The organism is Fodinibius sp. GM108, from assembly GCF_058386985.1.
This window is the reverse complement of the sequence record NZ_JBYEIR010000001.1, coordinates 405356-428909: the sequence shown is the minus strand read 5'-3', so window position 1 is coordinate 428909 and position 23554 is coordinate 405356. Positions and strand designations below refer to the sequence as shown.

The window sequence follows — 23554 nt, the reverse complement described above, 5'->3', positions numbered from 1 at the left end:
GAAAGGTTGTAATTTTGCTTTCTTATTTTTTTGCTGTTTTTGTGGCACCCAGATAAATAGCCATCAATACAATAACGACACCAAAATATTCCAGGGCTGTAGTGGGACGATCAAAGAAAATAATATCCCACATGAAAGCCATTGCCGGCTGGAGCAATAGTGCCAGTGCACCCACTGAGGCGTTTACTTTTGGCAACCCTTTAGAAACCAAAACCCATCCCAGTACCTGTCCCACAACGCCAAGGCCGATCAGCGAACCCCATGTTTGCAGATCCGGAATAGCAAAATGTGCCCCGGGCTCAATCCATGTTGTAACACCCAGCATAACCGCTGCCAACAAACTAATCCACGCCATATTTGCCCAGTGAGAATAACGCTGCTTTTGTTTTTCAGATTGGGATCGCCGGAGTGTTAAAATATACAAGGCATATGTAAGAGCAGTCAATAATCCATAAAAAACGCCAATTTCTACCACTCCACCAGGTTGTCCCCAATCTGTTTGGACAATAAAAATCAATCCCAGCACTGCTAGCGGTATGGATACTGTAAGACGCCAGCCTAGCCGTTCTTTTAAAAAGATTACCGCCAGCAGGGCAACAAAAAATACCTGCGTATTCCCCAGTATGGTAGCAAGTCCCGGCCCAACATAAACTATTGAACGATGCCAGAAAAAGAGGTCAAGACTAAAGAAAAATGCACATAAAAAAGGGATGGCAACGGTTTTCATCCCTAACAACAAACGATCACCCCGGATAAAAGTAATGACCAGCAAAATTATGCCTCCGAAGAACATGCGGTAAAAAGCTGTCACCGTAGGTCCAACATTTGCCAACTCTACAAAAACAGATGTAAAGCTTAGTATGGCTGCTCCGAATACAATATAGCCTATCGCTTTTAAGGAAGCAGAATCAGTACTAATCATATTCAGACAGGCAAACTAAAGATGTGCATCAAACGAGTTGTTCCCGTATTTCATCCCGGCATTGCTCGTAATACTGCTCGTATTGGTTGATAATTTTGCTCATTTCAAACTCTTCGGCTCGTTTTCGTGCATTTTGTGAGAGCTGTTTGTGTAACTTTTCATCCGACAAGATTTTCACAGCATAATCACCCATACATTCTACATCATCGAGATCACAAAGATAACCGGTTTCTCCCTGAATATTCACTTCAGGCAACCCACCGATATTAGAGCTGACCACCGGCACACTGCAGCTCATTGCTTCCAGAGCAGCCAAGCCAAACGTCTCTGATCCGGATGGAATCAAAAACAGGTCGGCAATCGAAAGGATATCTTCTACCTGATCCTGTTTACCCAAAAAACGTACCTGTCCGCAAATACCCAGCTCGCGACACCGTTGCTCGGCACGCTGCCGATCAGGTCCATCACCGATGAGCAGTAATTTAGCTTTAATATCTTTCTTTAGCACATGATCAAAAATACTTATTACTTCGGGTACCCGTTTTACTTCGCGAAAGTTCGATACGTGAACAACTACTTTTTCATCTTCCGGACAGATCGCCTTCTTAAAGTGATTTTTATCGGATTTTTTAAAGCGATCCAAATCAATAAAGTTGGGAATCACTTTTATATCCTTCTTAATATCAAAACGCTCATAAGTTTCATCACGCAAATAGTTTGATACAGCCGTCACGCCATCACTTTGATTGATCGAAAAGTCGACCACACTTTTGTAGCTGGGATCACTGCCCACAATAGTAATATCAGTGCCGTGTAGTGTGGTAATTAGTGGTACATGCTCTGCTTTTTCTCCCAAGATCTGCTTGGCCAGGTAAGCACTTGTGGCATGAGGAACGGCATAATGAACATGAAGTATATCAATATTCTCATACTCGATCAGATTGGCCATTTGGTTGGCCAGAGCCAGGTCATAGGGCGGATATTCAAACAAGGGGTAGGTGTTCATATTCACCTCATGATACGAGATATTAGTGCGAAACGTATCAAGCCGCGCCGGACGCGCATAGCTTAACATATGAACATTATGATCACGCTTGGCTAATCCTTTTGCCAGTTCTGTTGCAATGACCCCACTACCACCAAAGGTGGGATAACAAACTATTCCAATATTCATTTTTAATAATTTATTATTTAATTCTGAAACGCATTGACTCTGCTTTATTGGTTGATCTAGCTGCTCAACAAAATTATTAAGTTTCTCATTTCAGGTTTTGTGTTATTAGGTGCAAAGCTAGTTATCTTTTATATTATAGGCTTTTAAGTATCCGCTTAAGAGCCCAGCAACAACTTTTGTCATAAACCCTAATCAAATACATTTTTATGGCAGGTCATTCCAAATGGTCGAATATAAAGCATAAAAAGAAGAAGGAAGATAAAAAGCGCAATAAAATTTTTAACAAGCATCTGCGCGAAATTTCTGTCGCTGCCCGTGAAGGTGGCGGTGATCCGGAAATGAATCCACGCCTCGATACGGCCATCGAAAATGCTAAAAGTGACAATGTTCCCAAGGATAATATTGAGCGTGCTATTAAAAAGGGGACCGGCGAACTTGATGAAGGCGACGGCCGTTACGAAGATGCAACTTATGAAGGATATGGTCCGGGCGGAATTGCATACTTTATTGAAGTTACAACCAACAATTACAATCGCACGGTGGGTGATATCCGGCATATTTTCACCTCTCACGGAGGTAACCTCGGTACCGATGGATCGGTGGCTTATCTTTTTGAACAAAAAGGAATGATCCGACTTAAAAAAGAAGAGAATGAAGATGTTGATGAAGAAGAGTTCATGCTGAATGCCATCGATGCCGGCGCCGAAGAAATTGATACCGATGGAGAAGTGTTTAATGTAACAACGGCACGCGAATCGATGTATGAAGTACGCGACGAGCTGGAAGAAATGGGTTACGATATTGAATCCGCGGAATTGATTCGCATACCCATGACCGAAGTAAAAGTTGAACCTGAAGTGGCAGAATCAAATTTTAAGCTGATCGATAAATTTGAAGACAACGACGATGTTTCGGATGTGTTTACGAATATGAAGATGGATGAAGAAACGCTGGCGATAGCGGAGCAGATTGAATAGATTTTTACAATTTTCGTCGCTGTTAAGACGTTAAAGGATCTAATAAAGACTAAAGCTATGAGATACCTATTGATAATCTTATTGTCCTTCTTGCTGATGGGAGCCTCGATAGAAGATGCGCGAAAAGCCAATGAGGCTTATGAAAACGGCAACTACGAAGAAGCGATAACGCTTTATAAGAAAGCTATTGATGAAGATCCCGAGAATGCCAAGCTGTATTTTAACTTAGCGTCTGCTCAGGCCAAGGCCGGTGAAATTCAAGAAGCGATCAGCACTTTTGAGCGGTATAAATCTATGACTGACAGCCCTGAAGAACGGGCTAAAGCCAATTATAACATTGGTAAAGTATTCTCAGATAGCCAAGAGTGGGATAAGGCCATAGACTATTACAAAAAATCATTACGTCACCTTGCTGATGACGAGGATGCAAAACACAACCTGGAGCTGGCCAAGAAGAAAAAAGAAGAACAGGAACAGAATCAGGATCAACAACAGCAACAACAAAATCAGCAAAACGAACAAAATCAGGACCAGCAACAACAGCAGCAAAATCAAAATCAGAATCAGAATCAACAACAAAACCAGGATCAGCAAAACCAGCAACAACAAGATCAACAAGAGCAGGAACAGGATCAGCAACAACAGCGGCCTCAACAGATGAGCCAAGAAGAAGCAGAAAAAATCCTGCAGGCACTGGGACAAAAAGAGAAGAAGTTGCTGCAAGAATTTAAGAAAAAGCAAACTGAGTCCAGCAAAAGTACGAATGAAAAGGATTGGTAGAGTCTTTCGCTTACTTACACTTTTTCTACCCTTGCTGGCTTTACTTTCCGGACCAGCGTGGGCTCAGTCTTCGGTTTCAGTGGAAGCCACCGTCTCGGAAAGCAAAGTTTACACCGGTGAAAGAATTAGCCTCTCTATCGAAATAAGCGGTGATTTTAATAATGTATCGCGGCCTGAGCTACCTGATTTTGAGGGATTTCGACTGCTGAGCAACAATCCATCAACATCCCGAAGTTACAGCTATGTTAATGGTGAAAGTACCACCTCGTACACCTATAGTTACTATTTAGTTGCCCAGAACAAAGGCAGTTTTCAAATCCCGCCTGTAACTATTTCTATTGATGGAGAAACATACCAGACCAATGTTATAAATGTAGAAGTAGTAGATCATAATGAATCCGCAAGATCATCTGGCCCGGAAACACCCAATATTTTTCTTCAACTTGAAGTTTCGGATGATCAACCTGTTACAGGACAACAAATTATTACCGATGTCGTCCTGTTTTTCCGGGATGGAATCGAAGTAAACTCATATCAGCCTGTGCCCGGTTGGAAAGCCGAAGGATTCTGGAAAGAAGAATTGCAGGACAGTGGGCGTCCGCAGGCTAGTTCTACCATTGTGGATGGAGTACGCTACCGAAAAGCCCGTCTCCTGCAGTTTTCCCTGTTTCCAACAAAAACCGGTGAACTGGAAATAAGTCCTTACGAAATTATCGTCTCTGCCCGATCCAGTAGCTCAAGAGACGATCCTTTCAGCAGTTTCTTTGGAGGTTTTGGCAGAAATCAGCGCCAAATTGAATTGACAAGTGATCCCATAACGGTTGATGTGCAGCCTTTGCCTCCGACAAACGGCAGTGAATATCTGGGGGCTGTTGGCGATTTTGAAGTCTCCCGGGAAATAAGCACCCGCAGTGCAACCGTCGGCGAATCGATCGAAATCACGACACATATCAACGGGACAGGTAACATACCGCTCATTTCAAAGCCGGATTACGAACTGCCGAATGGTTTGGAAGTGTATGAGCCGCAGGAAACCTCCAATTTGAATCGCAGGAATCAGCAAATAAGCGGCAATAAAACATTTACGGATGTAGTTGTAGCCCGCTCACCCGGCAGCTATACCATCCCCGAAAAAAGTATAGCCCATTATAATCCCACCGATGGTAGATACGTAACAACTGATCTGCCGGCATTGAGTTTCGAAGTAAGTGAAAATCCGGATGCGGTAAGCGTTTCTGATGTGCCAAATGCTTTCCCCGTAAACCCTGTTACCGGACTAGTACAATGGGTAACCCCCACATCCACAGATTTTACCCTGAGCTGGTGGTTTTGGGCAGGTATTATTTTACCACTAATTATACTTGGTATAGGATACTGGAGAAAATCCTACATCGAAAAAATGAATAACAATGAGGCTTTTGCCCGTTCTCAACGAGCCTCCGACAGAGCCTCTGAACGACTCGAAGAGGCTATTTCACTCTCGGAAAAAGGCAATATTAAACAGGCTTACAACATGCTGCAAAAAGCACTGACAGGATTCATAAGTGATCGACTGAATCTGCCCGAGGCGGGTTTGTCAAATGAACAGTATGTAGAAGCTCTTAAAGATGAGAATATCGACAAAAATCTGGTTAAAAATGTACGTATGCTTTTAGACAAGTGTGCCTCTATCAGTTACGCCCCGGATACATCCCATGCATATTTGAAATCACATGTAGGTCTTGCCCAAAGCACCCTCGATAAATTGAAAAAGGTGTTGTAATCGTGAATTTTTCCTGCCAAAAATCAATCTTACTAATTGCTATCATCGTTAGCTGGTCGGTAGTAAGCTATGGTCAAAGCCCGCAGGCGGTGTTTGACCAGGCTAATGATGAGCTTGAAACCGGCAATTACCAACAGGCAATTGAACTATACCAAAGCCTTGAAAATCAGAACCATCTTTCGGGAGCAGTGTTCTTAAACCTGGGAATCAGTTATCAAAGAATGGATTCGCTGGGCAAGGCCAAGTATTACTTTCTGAAAGCAGCACAGTTCGAAGATACACAGCAAAAAGCCGATGATGCGCTTGAATACATCAACTCACAATTCAGCCGTCAGTCGGCCGTACTTCCGAAATTGCCGTGGGATATTGCCACCGATTGGTTGCAACAGAATATCGGTACCAGAAATCTTATAATGATCGGCATCATCTTACTTAATATTGGTGTATTGGGATTCGTCAGCCACTGGTTTTTAAATTGGTATCCCAAATATCTACGCATTGGAGGATTAACTATCATTGGTCTTTCGATAGTAGTAATGGGCATCAGTTTTTACACTAGCTATGTGCAAGAAAGGTACAGTACCGCTGTAATGGTCACTCAAAAAATTCCGGTGGTTGAACAACCGCAGGAAGAAGCATCATTAGTAAGCCAGGCTTATGAAGGATACACCTTTACCGTTGATCATTACCGCAGTGATTCCCAACCCGGCTGGTCATACGTTCGGATGAGCAATGGCCTCTATGGATGGATTCCCAACAGCGAGATACTTATACTCTAACTTTGATTGCGTATTCCGTAGTACGTATTAGCTTCACCTCCAAACGGACTACGAAATACGCAATATTTAATAACTCTGAAAATATTATGTCCGACGTAAACAAGTACATTGAGAAGAATAAAGAGCGATTTAAAGAAGAACTTTTCGACTTTCTTCGGATTCCCAGCATCAGTACAGATTCTGCGTATAAAGATCATGTCAAAAAAGCTGCTGACTTCCTGATCAGTAAGCTGGAAAATCTCGACCTGGATCGCGTTGAGCTTTTCGAGACTGATGGTAATCCCATTGCTTACGGTGAATTGATTACGGACGAGTCAAAGCCAACAGTTTTAGTCTACGGCCATTACGATGTACAACCACCCGATCCGGAAGATTTATGGGACTCTCCACCTTTTGAACCGACAGTGAAAAACGGGGATATCTATGCGCGCGGCGCCAGTGACGACAAGGGACAATCATTTACCCATGTAAAATCACTCGAAGCCTATCAAAAGACCGATTCCGAGTTCCCCGTTAACATCAAGTTTATTTTTGAGGGGGAAGAAGAGATCGGATCACCCAGCCTAATACCTTTCATCGAAGATCACAAGGAACTGCTCAAATGCGATATGGTGCTTATCTCTGATACGGCAATGTTTGCCGAAGATACACCTTCGATCACATACGGACTGCGTGGACTGGCCTACATGCAGATTAATATTCAGGGGCCCAATCGTGATCTGCATTCCGGAGTGTACGGTGGTGCTGTTGATAATCCGGCCAACGTGCTTTGCAAGATAATCGCCCAGCTAAAAGATGATGATGGTATTATCCAGATCCCTGGCTTTTATGATGATGTTATTGAACTCACTGACGAAGAGCGTGAAGCTTACAAAAAACTTCCCTTTGATGAAGAAGAATACAAATCAAAGCTGGGACTTAACGCGTTAAACGGCGAAAAAGAATATACCACACTGGAACGCGCTACCGCACGTCCCACGCTGGACATCAATGGTATGTGGAGCGGCTATCAGGGTGAAGGCGCTAAAACAGTATTACCTGCCAAAGCGGGAGCCAAAGTAAGTATGCGTCTCGTTCCGGATCAGGATCCGAAAGAAATTGCGAATCTCTTTAAAAAATATGTCGAATCTTTGGCTCCCGAAACCGTGCAGATAACCGTTGAAGAACATCATGGCGGACATCCTGCAATGACGGACCTATCATTCTATGGTTTACAGGCGGCAGCAGATGCCTTTGAAGAAGTATACAATAAAGAGCCTTTGTTTACCCGCGAGGGCGGCTCGATTCCCATTGTTGCTGATTTCCAGAAGGTACTCGGAGCACAATCTATTTTAATGGGATTCGGCCTCAACAGTGACGCCATTCATTCCCCCAACGAAAAATTTGCTCTCAAGGATTTTTACCGGGGGATTCAAACCTCTGCCAAATTCTTCGAGCTGCTCCCTGATTATTCATAATTAACTTAGCGATATCCTTTCAGTAGATCGTGGTTTATTTCAATTAGTGTTAACTTTTTAGCACTACTTACTTTCCTTATACCAAAGCTACTGCTTCGGCTTTTTCATTAAATTATCGCCTACAGTTTTTTAATCGCAGAATACATCAGAGGTATCCGCGGAGGAAATAATTTATCTCTGCGCACTCTGCGGTACGTAAGCATATTTAATATTTCTTACAGATAGTATAGGATTATTTGAATATTGGTTGTTTATTGATGATACCAGTCTTGTTTGCTAATAGATACGCTGCTATTTAACTTAAAAATAATCTACTATTAGTAAGGATTGGGATTTTACCTTTTATAAAAAGCCGGAATTATGGATACGCAAGACCCGCTATCATCGTCCCATCTTGAGGTGCACCTGCTTGGTCGGTTTGCAGTCTTTGTTGACGGTACTCCCCTCCAGAATTCTGATATTAAAGGACGTAAGGCTCGAACTCTTCTCAAGCTAATTTCTCATCAGCGGAATCATCAGATGGTTCGGGACCACGTTAATGAAATTTTATGGCCCGATCTTGATGCGAAAGCCGCTTCTTCTCAATTGTACAAGGCTATTCACCACATTCGAAAAGCCTTTGCTGAACATACCGATGATTCCGACGACTGGATAGAGATTACGGATGAACTCATCCGCATAGATCCCCCCGGCGGACTTGTTACAGATGTACAGCAGTTTGAACAGGCAGCACGGGATGGATTGCGCGACCAAAATATTTCCGATTTGGAGAAGGCGCTATCGATATATGCAGGTGATTTTCTGCCTATGGATCGCTATGCAGAATGGGGTACATTGCCCCGCGAGCACTATCGGCAGCTGTATCTCGATACACTCACCAAATTGGCAACGCAGTACGAACAGCAAGGGAACCTGTCCGATGCTGCTGAAATGTTGCGGCTAGCCCTCGAAAAAGAACCAGCACTTGAAGCCGCTCACCGTAACCTGATGAAAATATTTGCCCGCCAGGGACAGATTACCCGAGCACTTCGCCAGTACGATCTTTGCAGAGAGACCCTGGGAAATGAGCTGGGAATGAGCCCTTCGTCCGAGACCGTGGAAATACTGGATGATATTCGAGAAGGCCGACTTTCCAAAACGGAGGAACAGGACTCTCATCATGGCACAATTCCCAGTCCGGCGTCTCCCATTGTCGGCCGCGTCGAAGAATGCCAAACAATTGATAAAATGCTCAGCCAGCTTTCCAAAGGAGAGGGTAGAGCTCTGTTTATCAGCGGCGAAGTTGGAATAGGGAAAACACAACTGGTTCGGGAACTGATCAGACGTACAAGACAAAGAGAGCATACTTTCTTTCTGGGCCAAACAGACGAAGGAAGCGGCATGATGGCCTATGGACCTTTTATTGAACTGTTTGACGATATAATACACAACTATCCGGAGTTAGAAACACTGCTACCTGCAGAGCTTGGTCAACTTATACCCGGCTACTCCGGCAGTGGCAATCCCGCACCACATGCAGACAAACTGGCGGCAAAGGGATACCTGTTTGCTCAAGTTCAACGCTTTTTTTCGAATCTAGCCGAAAACGGACCAGCTGTCATCATACTAGAAGATCTTCACGCCGCCGACCAGGGTAGCCGTGAATTGCTCTCCTATTTAATTCGGCATTGTCAGGACCTTCCGATTCTCTTCGTTGCTACATTTCGGAAGGAAGTTGGAGAACCGGCATCAGAAATTATTTCTGATACAAAAAAAGAAGGCTCAGTAACAGTACTGGACCTCTCACCTCTGTCTTTTGAGGAGCATACAAACCTGCTTTATCACCAGGCCGAAGCAGTGAATATAACACCCGAAATCACCGAACAAATCTATCGTCTTTCAGAGGGGAATCCGCTGTTTGCTATCGAACTGCTGCAGTATTTTAAGGATGAAGAATCCAATAGCGATAATTCGACAGATTATTACAGCAAAAAAAAGGATGCGATCTCTTATACAGGAAAAATTCCCGACTCGCTTCGCAAACTGGTTGAACAGAAGCTGGAAACTCTTTCTGCGCCGGCTCATCACCTGTTATACATTGCAGCTGTGATAGGAAAGCAAATACCCTATGAGCTATTGGCATCAGTTTGGAGCGGGGGAGACGATACCGGTGAAAAAAGCTTTTTTGATGCACTGGAAGAGGTAATACAAGTTCGACTGATTGAAGAACACGGACTCTACTACTCATTCGGTCATGCACTTGTTCGAGAAACGATCTATACCTTGATCTCTGAAGCTCGTCGTCGGGTTCTTCATAATCTGGTGGCACAGAAACTTATAGAGTTGTCAGACAGCAGGGATGAAGAACCAGTCGAACAGATCGCTTACCATTTTATTCGATCGGGTGAACGCTTAAGAGGCGCGCGATATCTTAAACGTGGAGGCGAACGCGCCGAAAGTGCTTATGCTCATGAAGATGCGCTCAGACAATTTCAAAAAATTGGAAAAGTTTTGGCCGAGACAGAAGATGAAGAAGCCCTTACCTTAAAAGCCGAAATTCTCGAACGTATTGGAGATGTATACCGCGCTTGTGGACAAATAGAAAAGTGCTACGATACTTATAAAAAAGCCATAGCTCTTGCCGAAGAAGGTGCCCTCCCAAAAACAAATTTGATAGAATTGCACCGCAAGATGGCAGTAGCTGCTATTTTCCGAACCGATATTGATCAATCGGCAAAATGCCTTGAAAAAGCGTTTAAACTGGTCGAAAACGATCCCTGTACTCAAGCCCGGCTTAATATCACAAAAGCACTTCATCTCTGGCATCTCAACCAACTTGAAGACGCATACGATGTAGCACAAAAAGCGCTGCAACTTGCTAAAAATGTAGATGCAACGGCCGAAGCATCACAGGCTTGTGAAATTCTGGCTATGACCTGCCTTCCACTGGGACGCTGGGAAGAAGGACTTGAATACGAAATGGAACGACAGGTTTACGGCTGGTCTCCGGAAATTGTTGTTGCAACAGATGCTCATCTTTGTCTTTGGGAATACCATGTCTCCGGTGATCAACCGCTGCAACAGGCTCGCTCTTTCATAGAACAGGTAGCGGAAAAAAGCACACAAATGGGCGATATGCGCTGCGTAGCCGTATGTCACTATGCATTAGGCACCATGCATCTGTGGCGGGGGCAACGGCGTCGTGCGGTAGAAGAATTAACTTCAAGCTTCGAGCTCCATGAGGAAGTAGGATCACCGGCTGGTATGGCTTACTCCCTGGCCCGTAAAAGCGTACTTCACACTCTGATGGGAGCGACCGATCTCGGCTGGAAAGCTGTACAGGAAGGCCTCACCTTTGCTCGACAAGCGGCCGTTCGCGATCATTGCCTGCAGCGACTGTATGGGGTTGGACTCTGGAACCGAATTGAGGCAGGAGATATGGAACAAGCTGGTCAAATGGTTGAAAAAAGCGAAGAACTACTGGAAGAATCGGGAGCGTGTGCAGCATGCGCTCTGGAGCTATATCCCTGGCTGACTTATTACTACCTGCAAATTAGTGATATTGACCGGGCCCGGGAATGCGGCGAAGAAGTTACACAGCTTGCCGAGCAAACCGGAAATCCCATCGGAAAATCGATAGCCGCCATGATAGAATCCAGCCTCTGCGTAACGGAAGAAAATCAAGAGCAGGCCGAAGAGTGCATCGAGAAATCCTATCAAATCCTACAAGAAGCTGTTCCGAAAACAGATCACTCTCCCATTACACACTTTCTGGAACGAATGGTCGAGCAGCAAAAGCAACTGATTTAGTTATTGGTTTATTTGTTACTGGTTGTTTGTATCCGCCCCCATTCAATGCTCGTTCTTTCTATAGATTTTAGCCTTTCTACCTACCTGATTAACCAATAACTAATAACAAATAACCAGCCTCAAAACGGCCGGAAGAATATCGGAAGATCACGGGAAGAGCCGTGCATTAGATTACGGATGAATTAAAATACAAACCTATCAAAAAGGAAAACATTATGACAACTACAACAAAACTCGATCAAAAATCCGTATTTAATGCTGTACAGGAAATGTATGAAGACGTTGCTGCTTGTCCGAATAAAGAGTTTCACTTTCCGACCGGACGCAATTCGTGTTTGAATCTCGGTTATCCGGAAAAAGAACTGGACGCGATACCACATTCAGCCATCGAATCTTTTGCCGGGGTCGGCTACCCATTCCTCGGCAAAGCGATAAATGAAGGTGACACTGTCGTCGATATCGGCTCTGGTTCTGGTGCTGACGCTCTGATTGCTGCTATAAAGACAGGATCCGATGGAGAGGTCATCGGCATCGACATGACGCCGGCGATGATTGCAAAAGCCGAAGAAAATATTGCAAAAACCGACCTTGATTACGTCCGCATCGTTGAAGGACAAGCGGATAATATACCATTGGAAGATAATTCCGCCGACGTCGTTATCAGTAACGGGGTATTTAACCTGATACCGAATAAAGAGAAAGCATTCCGGGAAACTTATCGAATTCTCAAGCCGGGCGGTCGTATACAAATTGCTGATATCGTGCTTTCAAAACCGGTTTCCGAGGAGTCTAAATCCGATCCCCAGCTCTGGGCTGAATGCATTGTCGGAGCTGAACCGGTTGAAGAGTATCTCGAGATCATACGTTCTGCCGGATTCGAGAACGTAACCGTTATCGACCGCCTTGACTATTTCGCCCGAAGTTCTAACGAGGATACGAAAAAAGCAGCGAAGGGGCTCGGTGCACATACCATCGTCTTTACCGGAGAAAAAAATTAAACTCAAAACTAAATCTAAAAAATAAGAAGAGGAGATATTATGAGACTTTCAAAGATGAACACTTCACTTGTTATGACAGCGATAATCTTTATGTATGTTTTTGGATTGGATATAAATCCGAAGACGACTACCGAATCTAATACAACTCATATCAGTGATGTAACAACGGTTTCCGGTGAGTTGTCAGGATTCGACTGTGCTGTTGTCGGTGTACTTTGTCCAACTACCCACCGCGGAGCCGACTATACAACCGGTGTATTTACAGAGGACGAGAATTTTTATTTCATCGTCAATATACCTCAAAGCTTTCTACAGCAGTATTTCCGCGAAACCGTAGAAGTAGAAGGTACGATGTATGACAATTACAATCATGCTGTGGAGCCCGAAAAAATTCATCTCATTGAGGATGGTGAGTCCAGACTGGTGTATGAAAGCGGGTACTTCATTGATGAGGATGGAAACCGCGCCACATTCCAAAACGGTGAATACCGCGACGGAAAATGGACTGTCAATAATTAAGGCAAAATTAAATCCTCAAGTACATTAAAAACTCATATTATGAAAAAATTAATCGCTTTTATATATGGACTTATTGCATATATCCTTTTCCTGGGCAGCTTTTTATACGCTATTGCTTTCGTGGGGGATTTCGGTGTGGCAAAAACGATCAATACAGGACCCGAAACTCCTTTCACACAAGCACTAATTATAAACCTGGCCGTGCTATCAGTTTTTGCCCTGCAGCACAGTATCATGGCGCGGCCCGGTTTTAAAGAATGGTGGACACAGTTTGTGCCTCCCCAAATCGAGCGGAGCACCTATGTGCTGCTGTCAAGTCTGGCCCTGATTCTCATATTTTGGCAGTGGCGTCCTATGACAACGGTTATCTGGGATGTCCAGCATGAAACAGCCACTATTTTTATACAAGGTCTGTTTGCTTTGGGCTGGCTCATCGTCCTGCTGTCAACATTCATGATCAGTCATTTTGAGCTGTTTGGACTCAAGCAGGTTTACCATTATCTGAAAGATATTGAGCCTCAGCCCATATCTTTCCAAAAACCGTTCTTGTATCAGATTGTTCGCCACCCCTTAATGCTGGGTTTTATCATTGCATTCTGGGCTACTCCGCTCATGACGTTGGGACATCTGGTTTTCTCGATTACCACCACACTCTACATATTGATTGCTGTAAAGTTCCTGGAGGAAAGAGATCTTCTCAGAAAACACGGAGAAAAGTATGCCGAGTACCAGGAGGAGGTGCCTATGCTGTTTCCTTTCCCAAAAGGAAGCAAAAGCTGAAAAACTATAATTAATGTATTTAGTGGTTGGGCATAATCAAAAAACAAACACTTAGTCATCCCGCAGTGCCATGCGGAATGACAGAGTTGTTTTGTTAGATTTCAACCACTCAACATGCTTTAACTAAATAATAAACCCGCAAAGTTTTCTAGACTTTGCGGGTTTAAATTAAACTGAACTCGAGAGAAGTAAATTCAAAAGAAATCCTTTGCAAAACCCGTGTCACCCTGAATTTATTTCAGGGTCTGTTGCAAGAGTTGCATTAAGAGCTTTTAAAAGAACAGTTGCTTGCAGATGCTGAAACAAGTTCAGCATGACACGGAAGGGTTTTTCCTGTCCTGTCAATAAACCAGCTAGCTAATAGTTTAAGCCTCTGATTTATGAGGCTTATCTCAATCTCACATTAAATTACTACTAATCTGTCCGATACCTTTCGAACCACGCTATGATATTGTCAATTTTGTCAAGAAGCTGGCTGGGACGGTTGGCAATAAAATGAGACGCCCCGGGTATCTCCACATAAGCTGTCTCAATATCGCGTATCTTTAAAGCACTATAAAGCTGTTTTGCTTCTGAAGGTGGCGTACGCAAGTCATCAGTGCCTACCATAACCATCGTTGGCGTTTCGATGTTTCCGACAAGCGAAACAGGCGAATAGTTCCAATACTCCTCAAAATTCTCCCACGGTTGACCCGGATAGCGATAATGAGCATAGCCGTAATAATTGTCAGCGGTGAGCGTCTTGCTGATCCAGTTCATCACAGGCTTGATAACAGCGGAAGCCGTAAATCGATCGGTCTTGCCAACAATCCAGGCCGTCATGATTCCACCTGCACTTCCTCCGGTAACAAACAGGTTGTCCTCATCAATATAACCTTCGGCAAGCATTGCATCCACACCGTCCATCACATCGTGATAATCATCGCCGGGATAATCGTGATAAAGCAAGTTACCAAACTCTTCTCCATAGCCGGTACTGCCGCGCGGATTGGGGTAGAATACCACGTAACCGGCCGAGGCATACAGCTGGATTTCCGGCGAAAATCGATCGCCATAATTGGAAATGGGTCCACCGTGATTCTCAACTACCAGCGGATATTCTTTTTCCGGATCAAAGTTTGGCGGCTTGACAATCCATCCCTGGATCTCGCGTCCGTCTACTGAAGACGTATACCAGATCTCCTCCACCTCACCCAGGTCGCGGTACTCCAGCAGAGCTTTATTTAACGCTGTAAGCTTAGTTCTCTCATTCTGATTCCGGGAAACAGTAGCCAGCTCAGCCGGATAGTAAGGAGTGGTTTCATTATATGCTATTGTACCATTATCGGCTAACGAGTAGGAACCACCGCCATATGGACGAGCTACCGTAGTTCCGCCTACATCATCTGCCACCACTGAAGTTTCTCCGTTCAGCGTAGTGTGTCCAATCTTTGTATTGCCCTCATCATCATACATAAAATACAGTCCATTGCCGTCTTCATCCCATTGGACAGATGAAATACTTCGATCCAGATTTAGTTCTATTTCCTGTTCATTGCTGCCATCTGGGTCCATGGTGTATAGCCTGGTAATCTGATACGTCTGAATTTTATCATCGTAGCCCAGGTAAGCGATCGTTTCTCCATCCGGAGATACAGCAGGGCTACGATCAGGTCCATTCCGGTTGGTGAGTGTTTCAATGTCTCCAGTTTCAACATCCACTGCGTACAGCTCCGACTCTCGGAAATTATGCTCCCAGTCCTCATTCAGATTAGCTGAAAATATCAGACGTTCGCCATCGGGGCTCCACGCCGGACTGCCGGAATAATGGTAATCACCTTCGGTAATCTGACGTGGCGCACCACCCTCCGCAGGTACAGTAAAAATATGGGTATAGCCCGGATCTATATAACCGGAACCATCGGACTCATAGTTAAGTCGTGTCGTAACGCGCGGGTTATCTGCCCATTCTGCTCCTTTTGGCGGCTGTTTAGAATCCGCCAGCTTGGGGTTTGACTCGGGCACTTTCATATTAAATGCCAGTTGCTCTCCATCAGGCGACCACGTAATACCTCTCGGGGATTCCTCTAGCTGGGTAATCCTCGAAAGGGCTCCGCTTTCCACCCAATAAATGTAGATTTCACTGCCATCATCCTCCGATGATGAAGTGAATGCAATCCGGCTGCCGTCGGGCGACCAGCGGGGATTACTTTCGTTGATATCACGAGTAGTTACTTTCCGGTGATCAGAACCATCCACATTCATCATCCATAATCGAGAAATACGCCGGTCTTTCATTTTATCCATTCCACGACGAACATACACAATCTGTTCACCATCAGGAGATATCTGCGGATCTTCAACCCATTCCAGCTCGAATACATCCATGCCGGTAAAGGATTGAGTAGATTGTGCTGTTAATACTATGGGTAATAAAAAGATGACAAAGAGAGGAAGTATTAAGCGTTTCATAAACAGATCATTTTATTTGAAATATCAATTGAACCTATACAGCTATCCCGGGAGTAGCACAGATGATTTTGTTATTCAGAGATTTTTGGTGCAACGAATTATAGCTATTTGAACGAACCCCTTCAATCATAATGTCTACTATTTTTGGTAGGAATGGATTTACTATGGATTCGTCCAGGATAAACACACATCAGGAAAGAATCATGCTGGTGAAATGAGCCTATTTGATATCATATCGACTTCACTCCTTAGGATCTAAACAATCAATCAACCACTGTATTGTCCACCAAACCCGTTTTTAAATCATATGAGGTTGCAGGCTCTGTTTCGTCTATAATCTTTTTGGGATTATTTTCCTCATCCACAATAACAACCCTGGGCTTAAAATCTTTGGCTTCTTCGGGGCTCATCTCTGCGTAAGAAATGATAATCACTCGGTCCCCAACCTGCGTCTTACGCGCTGCGGCACCATTCAGACAACAAATGCGCGATCCCGCTTCACCGGGTATAGTGTAGGTTTCCAATCGGGCACCGTTGGTAATATTTACAACCTGAACTTTTTCATAGGGAAGTATGCCTGCTTTATCAAGAAGTTCTTTATCAATAGTAATACTTCCCTCGTAATGAAGGTTCGCCTCGGTTACCTTCATCTGATGCAGTTTAGATTTGAACATCGTCAGCTTCATCGTCGTACTTATTTTTCAATAATGAGATTATCTATTAGCCTCGTTTCTCCCAAATAAACGGCGCCAGCAAGAATATATTTGTTTCCTGCTTCGGGTTTGTCAACCGGTTTCATCTTTTCGAAAGAAAACAGGTTAAGATAATCAATTTTAAACCCTTTTGCTTCCAATTCATTTTTCTGATGCTCTGTCAACAGTTTAACATTTTTTGCGCCGTCAGATATCTGCTTTCCTACATATCTCAGTGCTCGATACAATCCCGGAGCCAGCTTCCGCTGTTCATCATTCAAATATTTATTTCTGCTACTCAGCGCTAACCCGTCATTCGCTCGTTGTATCGGCCCCATAACGAGTTTCACATCGTGATTAAACTCTTTGACCATCTGCTGCAAAATCCGAAACTGCTGGATATCCTTTTGTCCAAATACTGCAATATCCGGCTCAATAATGTTAAAAAGCTTGTTTACCACCAGCAAGATTCCCTCGAAAAAACCGGGACGTGAGCCGCCGTCCATATATTCATTAAGTTCATCAATTTCGATGCTCAAATACTGTCGGCCGGGATACATGATCTTATCAGTGGGTGCAAAAACGGCGGCAATGCCTTCTTCTTCACATTTAACCAAATCCTGCTCTAATTCACGCGGATATTCATCAAAATCTTCATCGGGCCCGAACTGTTCGGGATTCACATAGATTGATGCGACCACCTCGTCGGCATGCTCCCGGGCAAGCCGAAACAGCGACAAATGCCCCCCGTGCAAAGCCCCCATAGTCGGAACAAAAGCAATCGACTTGCCAGTCCGTTTCACCCGTTTAATATAATCCCGCAATGATTCAATTTCCGAAAAGGTATTCATAAAATTTTTCTGAATTTCGAATATTGAATAAGGAATGGCGAATTAAGATCTGTCAAATCAGAACTCTTCGGTTCCTTGTTGGATATTCTGCGGTTCCTATACAGCGCGCTCGGGATCGAAATTCTCCAGCAGTTCTTTCACACGATTGAGAAATGTACCTCCGTGTGCTCCGTCAATGATACGGTGGTCGTAGCTCATCGACAGATACATCATATGACGAATTGCAATAACATCTCCTTCCGATGTCTCGCGAACAACCGGACGTTTTTCTATTGCCCCGGTACCCATGATCGCAACCTGCGGCTGATTAATAATCGGAGTACCCATCAGGTTACCCACACTTCCGTAGTTGGTGAGTGTAATGGTGCCACCAACCAGATCATCAGGATTCAAATTCTTATTGCGTGCTTTTACAGCAAGATCGTTAACCGCCTTCGCAAGTCCCACGAGATTCTTTTCCTGGGCCTGCTTGATCACCGGCACGATCAGTCCGCCTTTGCCACCTTCGCCGAGGGCAACGGCCAGACCAAAATTGATATCACGCTTCAATAGAATTTGATCATTCTCGGTATCCACAGAGCTGTTGATCAGCGGGAATTCCCGAATTGCCTGAATGATTTTCTCTATAAAGAGCGGAGTATAAGTCAGCTTAACGCCTGCCCGTTGTTTAAACTCTTCTTTATTTGCTTCGCGCCAGCGTACGAGATTGGTCACATCCACTTCAGAAAACGTCGTCACATGTGCTGATGTCTGTTTAGACCGCACCATATGCTCGGCAATCATCTTGCGCATGCGATCCATCTTGATGGTCTCCACGTTTTCGGATGGCCGCTCGATATCAAGTTCACCGGCCGAGATCGATCGTTGTTCTCCTTCTTTAGGACCGCCTTTCCGTGCCGCCGGCTGGGCAGCTTGTTGAGCAGGCTCTGCCGGTTCTTCAATTTTGCTTTCGCGCTCCTCAAGATAATTCATCACATCCTCTTTGGATACGCGACCGCCCTGTCCGGATCCTTCAATACTTTCAAGCTCTTCCTGGGAAATACCCTCTTCTTTAGCGATTGACCGTACAAGCGGAGAGTAAAAACGTCCGTCACTGCCAATTCGCTGCGGTTCTGTACCACCGGACGGCGCGCCATTTGTGGTAGCAGGCTCTTTCTTTTGTTCAGCTTTCTTCGGTTCTGCCGTCGCTTTTGTTTCCTGCTTTTGCGCCTTGGATTCAGAAGGTGCAGCAGAAGGAGCCTTTCCTGAAGCAGCTTTACCGGTAGCAATAATGGCAATCGTTTGTCCGACTTCAATGGTCTCACCCTCTTCAACAAGGATTTCCACCAGCGTTCCGGCCTGCGGAGAGGGAACTTCCGAATCTACTTTGTCGGTTGAAATTTCGAGCAGTGTTTCATCCTCTTCAACTTCATCGCCAACCGATTTGACCCATTCGATGACCGTACCTTCCATCACCGATTCGCCCATTTTAGGCATCTGGATCTCGATGCGTTCGCCTTCTTCATCGGCTTCTTCGGCGACTGGCTGAGCAGCCGGCTCGGGCTCTTCTTCGACCTGTTTTTCTTCCTTTGCCGACTCTTCCGCTTCTTCTTGCTGAGGTTCAGCTTCAGCCTGAGCTTCTCCACCACCATCGCCAGAAGTATCAGCAGCATCAGGATCGGTTTCTATCACGGCAATTGCCTGTCCGACCTCAATAGTATCCCCTTCTTCAGCTAAAATTTCTATGAGAATTCCACTTTGAGGTGAGGGCACTTCGGTATCTACCTTGTCGGTAGCAATTTCTAAAAGGGTTTCATCTTCTTCTACTTTGTCACCGACAGATTTGGTCCACTCGATGACAGTCCCTTCCATTACCGATTCGCCCATCTGGGGCATTTCTACTTCAACTCTGGCCATCGTTACTCAGCTTATATCGTTAAAATTTCCGAAAATTATTGAATAAATAACCACTGATTTTCCGCTCAATAATCAGCTCTCAAAGATCACAATAAATGGAATTAGATCAAAATATTTAGCAGTTGATTACCCATATTTAAGTAACCAATTAGTTAGCTCTGACTATCGTTAAAACGATCACATAGTATTTGCCGAATAAGAATTTCTGTTCTATTTCTGAATGACGTGTGATGCGTAATGCATAAGGTGTAGCTAAATCGACAATCCATCCGAGCCAACACCAGCCGTAGGATGGCGTTGGCTACACCCACAGTCTCCAGACCAACAGCACACAAGCGAGAGCAAAGACAATCCCAAAAATGGTAAACAGATATTCCGAAAGCCATTGGGGCAAAAACAGATCAGCCACCGATCCTACTTCAGCGCCTTTCTTCTCGGCCAGATCAGTCAGCGGACAACGCCAGCCATTTAGCAGTAATACAAGCAACTCAACAATTGCTACACCAAAAGCCCACCAGGTGACCGTGTTAATTTGATTCAGTGCTGCTGTAACAAATACGTAGATGGTACTTATGGCAATCAGAAAAAATAGAAAAGAGTGGAAGAGTTTTATGTAGAAGGCGGTTTTTGACATGGCTATTAACTCGTGATTCGTAATACCTCATGCGTGATTATGCCCGCAGATCACGCTGATCTACGCAGATATTTATTTCTGCGAAATCTGCACAATCAGCGGGAAGTTATCATGATTTTAAATATGTGTCTCACCCTAAAACAATTTCCTTAATAAGAAAGAAACGTATCACGGATTACGCATTACTCGTTACGAATCACGCAAGAGCCCTTTCCAAATCCTCCAGCAGATCATCCGGATGTTCCAGTCCTACGCTAATGCGAATCAAGTTGGCCGGCGTTATCGAGTCTTCGCCCTCGCTGCTTCGACGATGCTCCCATGTGGATTCTACACCGCCGAGGCTTGTTGCCCGACCAATGAGCTTCGATCTCCCCACAATTTCGATCGCATCCTTCTGTGAGCCATTAATCAGGAATGAAATCATACCACCATAACCGCTCATCTGTTTGGCTGCGATGTCATGTCCTACGTGTGTATTCAATCCTGGATAAAAAACTTTCTCTACTTTTGGATGGTCTTGCAAAAATTTCGCCAGCTGTCCTGCATTTTTGTTATGAGCTCGCATTCGATAGGGCAGCGTGCGAGTACTACGTGCCAACATCCAGCAGTCATCGGGAGAAGGTACCGCACCTCCGGTCTGCTGGATATCCCTGATCTTTTCAAAAACAGTATCCTTACGTTTTGCTACCACGGCTCCGCCCAGGATATCGCTATGACCGCCAAAATATTTCGTCGTAGAATGCACCACAAGATCAGCGCCCAGCTTCAATGGCATCTGATTAATTGGTGTCGGCCATGTATTATCCACGCAGATAATAGCTTCGTTATCATGTCCCAGTTCACTGATCGTCTCAATATCCATGATATTCATCAGCGGATTGGAGGGTGTTTCTATCCAGATGAGCCGGGTATTCTCCCGGATATGATCCTCGATATTTTGCAGATCGGTCATATCAATAAAGTCGGCCTGCAATCCCCACGGCTTCATTAAATCATTGACAAGTTTTCGATTTCCGGCATACACATCTTCGGGAATGATGATATGGTCGCCGGGCTGTAAAGCGTGAAACACTGCGGATGCCGCCGCTACTCCGCTCGAAAAAGCTGTAGCCGCAGATCCTTCTTCGAGCTCTTTTAATACATGTTCCCACTGCACGCGGTTAGGATTGTCATTGCGCGTATAATGCCAGTCATCATCGTTACGACCTTCCTCATCAATTTCGTAAACGGTAGACCGATGCACCGGCGGTACGATATCTGGATTATCAAGTGCCACTTCCATGGCGGCGTGAATAGCTTTGGTTTCTTTATGCATAGTTAAAATTATTTATGCTCGATAGTTTGTAATTTATTGCAATAAAAATAGAATAATTCCTTCAAAACCTAATGAGCTTTTTGCGACTGCTCAGTATTTTCAATAACCCTTATCCGGCAGATACAAATTCAATCAGACAAATCTGGTCTGTAATACTCGTTTCTATATTCGTTTTCCTGTTCCTTTTCATCTTTGAGCCATTCAACCTCCACAATTTACCAACCTATAATCGTTTAATAATTTGTCTGGGATACGGTGGATGTACCGCTGTAGCTATGAGTCTCAATTTTATCGCTTCCAACTGGACTGTCAACCAGTATCCATTAGATGAAATATGGACCGTAGGTAAGCATATTGTATGGAACAGTTGGATCCTGTTAACTATCGCTTTAATCAACTTAATCTATTCCAACTTCATTGGCCTTAGTAATTTTACAGTTTGGAACATGCTCATCTCACTTGGCCAGGTTCTTCTCGTTGGACTATTTCCCATTATGGGTATGGTGTTTGTAGATTTCATCCGCCTCTACAAAAAGAACATGGACAAGGCTCAAAAGCTCCGTGATAGACTAAGACAAAGAACTAAAAATTCATCTGACCTCATCATTCTATCATCCAACAGCGATGATCGGCTACAACTTAATCCCCATGAACTACTCTACATAACGTCAGCCGACAACTACATCCAGGTAGTTTACCGAATGAATTCCAAAACTAAGCAAAAACTACTGCGTGGAACACTTAAAGACTTAGAGGACTACATTTCGCACCCCCAAATCATACGGTGCCACCGCTCATACATTGTCAACCTGATGCAGATCATCGATATTTCCGGTAATGCCCGAGGGTACACTCTATTACTCCGAAATACCGATACTACAATACCAGTCTCAAAAACTTACATTGATCGTTTCAATCAACAGCTATCGGACAATTAGACTTACATTCTATCCCTCACTGTTGCATTTCATCCCTTCTCTACAATCTTAAGCCATTCATTTGATAGCTTTCCTGCAGAGCAATAAAACATTACACTTAACGACTAAAATTTTGCACTCACAGATAAATATGACTCAAATAATTTTAACTATTCATATACTTGTGGGATTTGCAGCACTAGTAACAGGATTTATTGCCATCACAACCCGGAAGGGCAAGAAATGGCACATCCGATCAGGGCGCATTTATTTTGGGAGCATGATTTTGGTGGCCATTACCGCTGTGTGCCTGTCAATAATACGACCTAATTTATTCCTTCTTTTTATCAGCCTGTTTAGTTTTTATCTCACGTGGTCAGGTTACCGGGCTATCCGGTGGAAGAATAAACCACTTACCGGTGTCGTACATATTTTTGACAAGATTCTCGTCCCGCTGTTTTTTACCACAGGTATTGCCATGGTCGCTATATCTCTGGGTACAGTATTAAAGATCGTTCAAAATCCACTACTGCAAGAAACTAAAATAATTTTATTGGTTTTCGGGATAATCTTTGCGGTTTTTACAGGCCGTGATTTAGCTATGGGCATCGGATGGTTAAACCCGAGTAAATTTCAGTGGATGTTCACTCACATCCAGGGGATGCTTGCTGCATATATAGCTACTTTTACGGCATTTCTGGTGGTCAATGTCACTTTTCTTCCGATGATTGTTGTATGGCTGGGTCCCACTGTTATAGGCACGCCGGTTATTGCCTATTGGGTAAGGAAATACAATCAGAAATTTAATCGGGATACCTCTGCAACCAATCCCCAAACGCAAAAGAGAAGCCCGGCATAAAA

General features: G+C 44.2%; 19 protein-coding genes. 11 read left to right on the top strand and 8 right to left on the bottom strand.

What is annotated here, in order from left to right; translation table 11 throughout:
- Nucleotides 1-22: 22 nt before the first annotated feature.
- On the bottom strand, nt 23-922 hold the full coding sequence (locus ACT3ID_RS01975; RefSeq protein ID WP_491540296.1) for a DMT family transporter: 900 nt from the start codon (nt 920-922) through the stop codon (nt 23-25).
- A 28-nt stretch (nt 923-950) separates the two neighbouring features.
- On the bottom strand, nt 951-2096 hold the full coding sequence (gene bshA / locus ACT3ID_RS01970) for an N-acetyl-alpha-D-glucosaminyl L-malate synthase BshA (RefSeq protein ID WP_491540295.1): 1146 nt from the start codon (nt 2094-2096) through the stop codon (nt 951-953).
- 206 nt (nt 2097-2302) lie between these two features.
- On the opposite strand from bshA, the gene ACT3ID_RS01965 reads away from it, so the two are divergent.
- The 9 genes from ACT3ID_RS01965 (at nt 2303) to mddA (ending at nt 13937) form a co-directional block, all read left to right on the top strand.
- On the top strand, nt 2303-3073 hold the full coding sequence (locus ACT3ID_RS01965; protein ID WP_491540294.1) for a YebC/PmpR family DNA-binding transcriptional regulator: 771 nt from the start codon (nt 2303-2305) through the stop codon (nt 3071-3073).
- Between the two features lie 57 nt (nt 3074-3130).
- The gene (locus ACT3ID_RS01960; RefSeq protein WP_491540293.1) at nt 3131-3853 is read left to right on the top strand and encodes a tetratricopeptide repeat protein; all 723 of its coding nucleotides are present in this window, start codon (nt 3131-3133) and stop codon (nt 3851-3853) included.
- Complete coding sequence (locus ACT3ID_RS01955; RefSeq protein ID WP_491540292.1) at nt 3837-5615, top strand: BatD family protein; 1779 nt, start codon at nt 3837-3839, stop codon at nt 5613-5615. The genes ACT3ID_RS01960 and ACT3ID_RS01955 overlap by 17 nt, the downstream gene beginning before the upstream one ends.
- Before the next feature lie 2 nt (nt 5616-5617).
- Complete coding sequence (locus tag ACT3ID_RS01950; protein WP_491540291.1) at nt 5618-6394, top strand: tetratricopeptide repeat protein; 777 nt, start codon at nt 5618-5620, stop codon at nt 6392-6394.
- A gap of 86 nt (nt 6395-6480) precedes the next feature.
- Nucleotides 6481-7851 (top strand): dipeptidase, encoded by a 1371-nt coding sequence (locus ACT3ID_RS01945; protein WP_491540290.1) that lies wholly within the window; start codon nt 6481-6483, stop codon nt 7849-7851.
- Between the two features lie 360 nt (nt 7852-8211).
- Nucleotides 8212-11640, top strand: coding sequence for an ATP-binding protein (locus ACT3ID_RS01940; protein ID WP_491540289.1), 3429 nt, complete (start codon nt 8212-8214; stop codon nt 11638-11640).
- Nucleotides 11641-11855: 215 nt separating this feature from the next.
- Nucleotides 11856-12638 (top strand): methyltransferase domain-containing protein, encoded by a 783-nt coding sequence (locus tag ACT3ID_RS01935; protein WP_491540288.1) that lies wholly within the window; start codon nt 11856-11858, stop codon nt 12636-12638.
- A 39-nt stretch (nt 12639-12677) separates the two neighbouring features.
- Complete coding sequence (locus ACT3ID_RS01930) at nt 12678-13157, top strand: hypothetical protein (protein WP_491540287.1); 480 nt, start codon at nt 12678-12680, stop codon at nt 13155-13157.
- A 39-nt stretch (nt 13158-13196) separates the two neighbouring features.
- Nucleotides 13197-13937, top strand: coding sequence for a methanethiol S-methyltransferase (gene mddA / locus ACT3ID_RS01925; protein ID WP_491540286.1), 741 nt, complete (start codon nt 13197-13199; stop codon nt 13935-13937).
- A 414-nt stretch (nt 13938-14351) separates the two neighbouring features.
- Here mddA and ACT3ID_RS01920 read toward each other — a convergent pair whose 3' ends face one another.
- The 6 genes from ACT3ID_RS01920 to ACT3ID_RS01895 all read right to left on the bottom strand — a co-directional run bounded on the left by ACT3ID_RS01920 (nt 14352) and on the right by ACT3ID_RS01895 (nt 21776).
- On the bottom strand, nt 14352-16388 hold the full coding sequence (locus tag ACT3ID_RS01920; RefSeq protein ID WP_491540285.1) for a prolyl oligopeptidase family serine peptidase: 2037 nt from the start codon (nt 16386-16388) through the stop codon (nt 14352-14354).
- A gap of 263 nt (nt 16389-16651) precedes the next feature.
- Nucleotides 16652-17074: an aspartate 1-decarboxylase gene (gene panD / locus ACT3ID_RS01915; protein WP_491540284.1), complete on the bottom strand. Its 423-nt coding sequence runs from the start codon at nt 17072-17074 to the stop codon at nt 16652-16654.
- Between the two features lie 8 nt (nt 17075-17082).
- Nucleotides 17083-17931 carry a pantoate--beta-alanine ligase gene (gene panC / locus ACT3ID_RS01910; protein ID WP_491540283.1) on the bottom strand — a complete coding sequence of 283 codons (849 nt, stop codon included), beginning with the start codon at nt 17929-17931 and terminating at the stop codon, nt 17083-17085.
- A gap of 96 nt (nt 17932-18027) precedes the next feature.
- Nucleotides 18028-19827, bottom strand: a complete 1800-nt coding sequence (gene sucB, locus ACT3ID_RS01905; RefSeq protein ID WP_491540282.1) for a 2-oxoglutarate dehydrogenase, E2 component, dihydrolipoamide succinyltransferase — start codon at nt 19825-19827, stop codon at nt 18028-18030.
- A 301-nt stretch (nt 19828-20128) separates the two neighbouring features.
- Nucleotides 20129-20461: a hypothetical protein gene (locus tag ACT3ID_RS01900; protein WP_491540281.1), complete on the bottom strand. Its 333-nt coding sequence runs from the start codon at nt 20459-20461 to the stop codon at nt 20129-20131.
- Between the two features lie 196 nt (nt 20462-20657).
- A complete protein-coding gene (locus ACT3ID_RS01895; protein ID WP_491540280.1) occupies nt 20658-21776 on the bottom strand; it encodes a trans-sulfuration enzyme family protein in 1119 nt (372 codons plus the stop codon).
- Nucleotides 21777-22051: 275 nt separating this feature from the next.
- Between ACT3ID_RS01895 and ACT3ID_RS01890 the strand changes: the two genes are divergently transcribed.
- Complete coding sequence (locus ACT3ID_RS01890; RefSeq protein ID WP_491540279.1) at nt 22052-22714, top strand: LytR/AlgR family response regulator transcription factor; 663 nt, start codon at nt 22052-22054, stop codon at nt 22712-22714.
- Nucleotides 22715-22844: 130 nt separating this feature from the next.
- Complete coding sequence (locus ACT3ID_RS01885) at nt 22845-23552, top strand: DUF2306 domain-containing protein (RefSeq protein WP_491540278.1); 708 nt, start codon at nt 22845-22847, stop codon at nt 23550-23552.
- The last annotated feature ends 2 nt before the right edge of the window (nt 23553-23554 follow it).

What these genes read in the sequence shown, in the direction of transcription:
- ACT3ID_RS01895 (WP_491540280.1), bottom strand. Translation starts at nt 21,776, where the DNA reads ATGCATAAAGAAACCAAAGCTATTCACGCCGCCATGGAAGTGGCACTT.
- ACT3ID_RS01960 (WP_491540293.1), top strand. Translation starts at nt 3,131, where the DNA reads ATGAGATACCTATTGATAATCTTATTGTCCTTCTTGCTGATGGGAGCC.
- ACT3ID_RS01945 (WP_491540290.1), top strand. Translation starts at nt 6,481, where the DNA reads ATGTCCGACGTAAACAAGTACATTGAGAAGAATAAAGAGCGATTTAAA.
- ACT3ID_RS01955 (WP_491540292.1), top strand. Translation starts at nt 3,837, where the DNA reads ATGAAAAGGATTGGTAGAGTCTTTCGCTTACTTACACTTTTTCTACCC.
- ACT3ID_RS01890 (WP_491540279.1), top strand. Translation starts at nt 22,052, where the DNA reads ATGAGTCTCAATTTTATCGCTTCCAACTGGACTGTCAACCAGTATCCA.
- ACT3ID_RS01930 (WP_491540287.1), top strand. Translation starts at nt 12,678, where the DNA reads ATGAGACTTTCAAAGATGAACACTTCACTTGTTATGACAGCGATAATC.
- mddA (WP_491540286.1), top strand. Translation starts at nt 13,197, where the DNA reads ATGAAAAAATTAATCGCTTTTATATATGGACTTATTGCATATATCCTT.
- panC (WP_491540283.1), bottom strand. Translation starts at nt 17,931, where the DNA reads ATGAATACCTTTTCGGAAATTGAATCATTGCGGGATTATATTAAACGG.
- ACT3ID_RS01965 (WP_491540294.1), top strand. Translation starts at nt 2,303, where the DNA reads ATGGCAGGTCATTCCAAATGGTCGAATATAAAGCATAAAAAGAAGAAG.
- panD (WP_491540284.1), bottom strand. Translation starts at nt 17,074, where the DNA reads ATGAAGCTGACGATGTTCAAATCTAAACTGCATCAGATGAAGGTAACC.
- ACT3ID_RS01920 (WP_491540285.1), bottom strand. Translation starts at nt 16,388, where the DNA reads ATGAAACGCTTAATACTTCCTCTCTTTGTCATCTTTTTATTACCCATA.
- sucB (WP_491540282.1), bottom strand. Translation starts at nt 19,827, where the DNA reads ATGGCCAGAGTTGAAGTAGAAATGCCCCAGATGGGCGAATCGGTAATG.
- bshA (WP_491540295.1), bottom strand. Translation starts at nt 2,096, where the DNA reads ATGAATATTGGAATAGTTTGTTATCCCACCTTTGGTGGTAGTGGGGTC.
- ACT3ID_RS01940 (WP_491540289.1), top strand. Translation starts at nt 8,212, where the DNA reads ATGGATACGCAAGACCCGCTATCATCGTCCCATCTTGAGGTGCACCTG.
- ACT3ID_RS01885 (WP_491540278.1), top strand. Translation starts at nt 22,845, where the DNA reads ATGACTCAAATAATTTTAACTATTCATATACTTGTGGGATTTGCAGCA.
- ACT3ID_RS01900 (WP_491540281.1), bottom strand. Translation starts at nt 20,461, where the DNA reads ATGTCAAAAACCGCCTTCTACATAAAACTCTTCCACTCTTTTCTATTT.
- ACT3ID_RS01975 (WP_491540296.1), bottom strand. Translation starts at nt 922, where the DNA reads ATGATTAGTACTGATTCTGCTTCCTTAAAAGCGATAGGCTATATTGTA.
- ACT3ID_RS01935 (WP_491540288.1), top strand. Translation starts at nt 11,856, where the DNA reads ATGACAACTACAACAAAACTCGATCAAAAATCCGTATTTAATGCTGTA.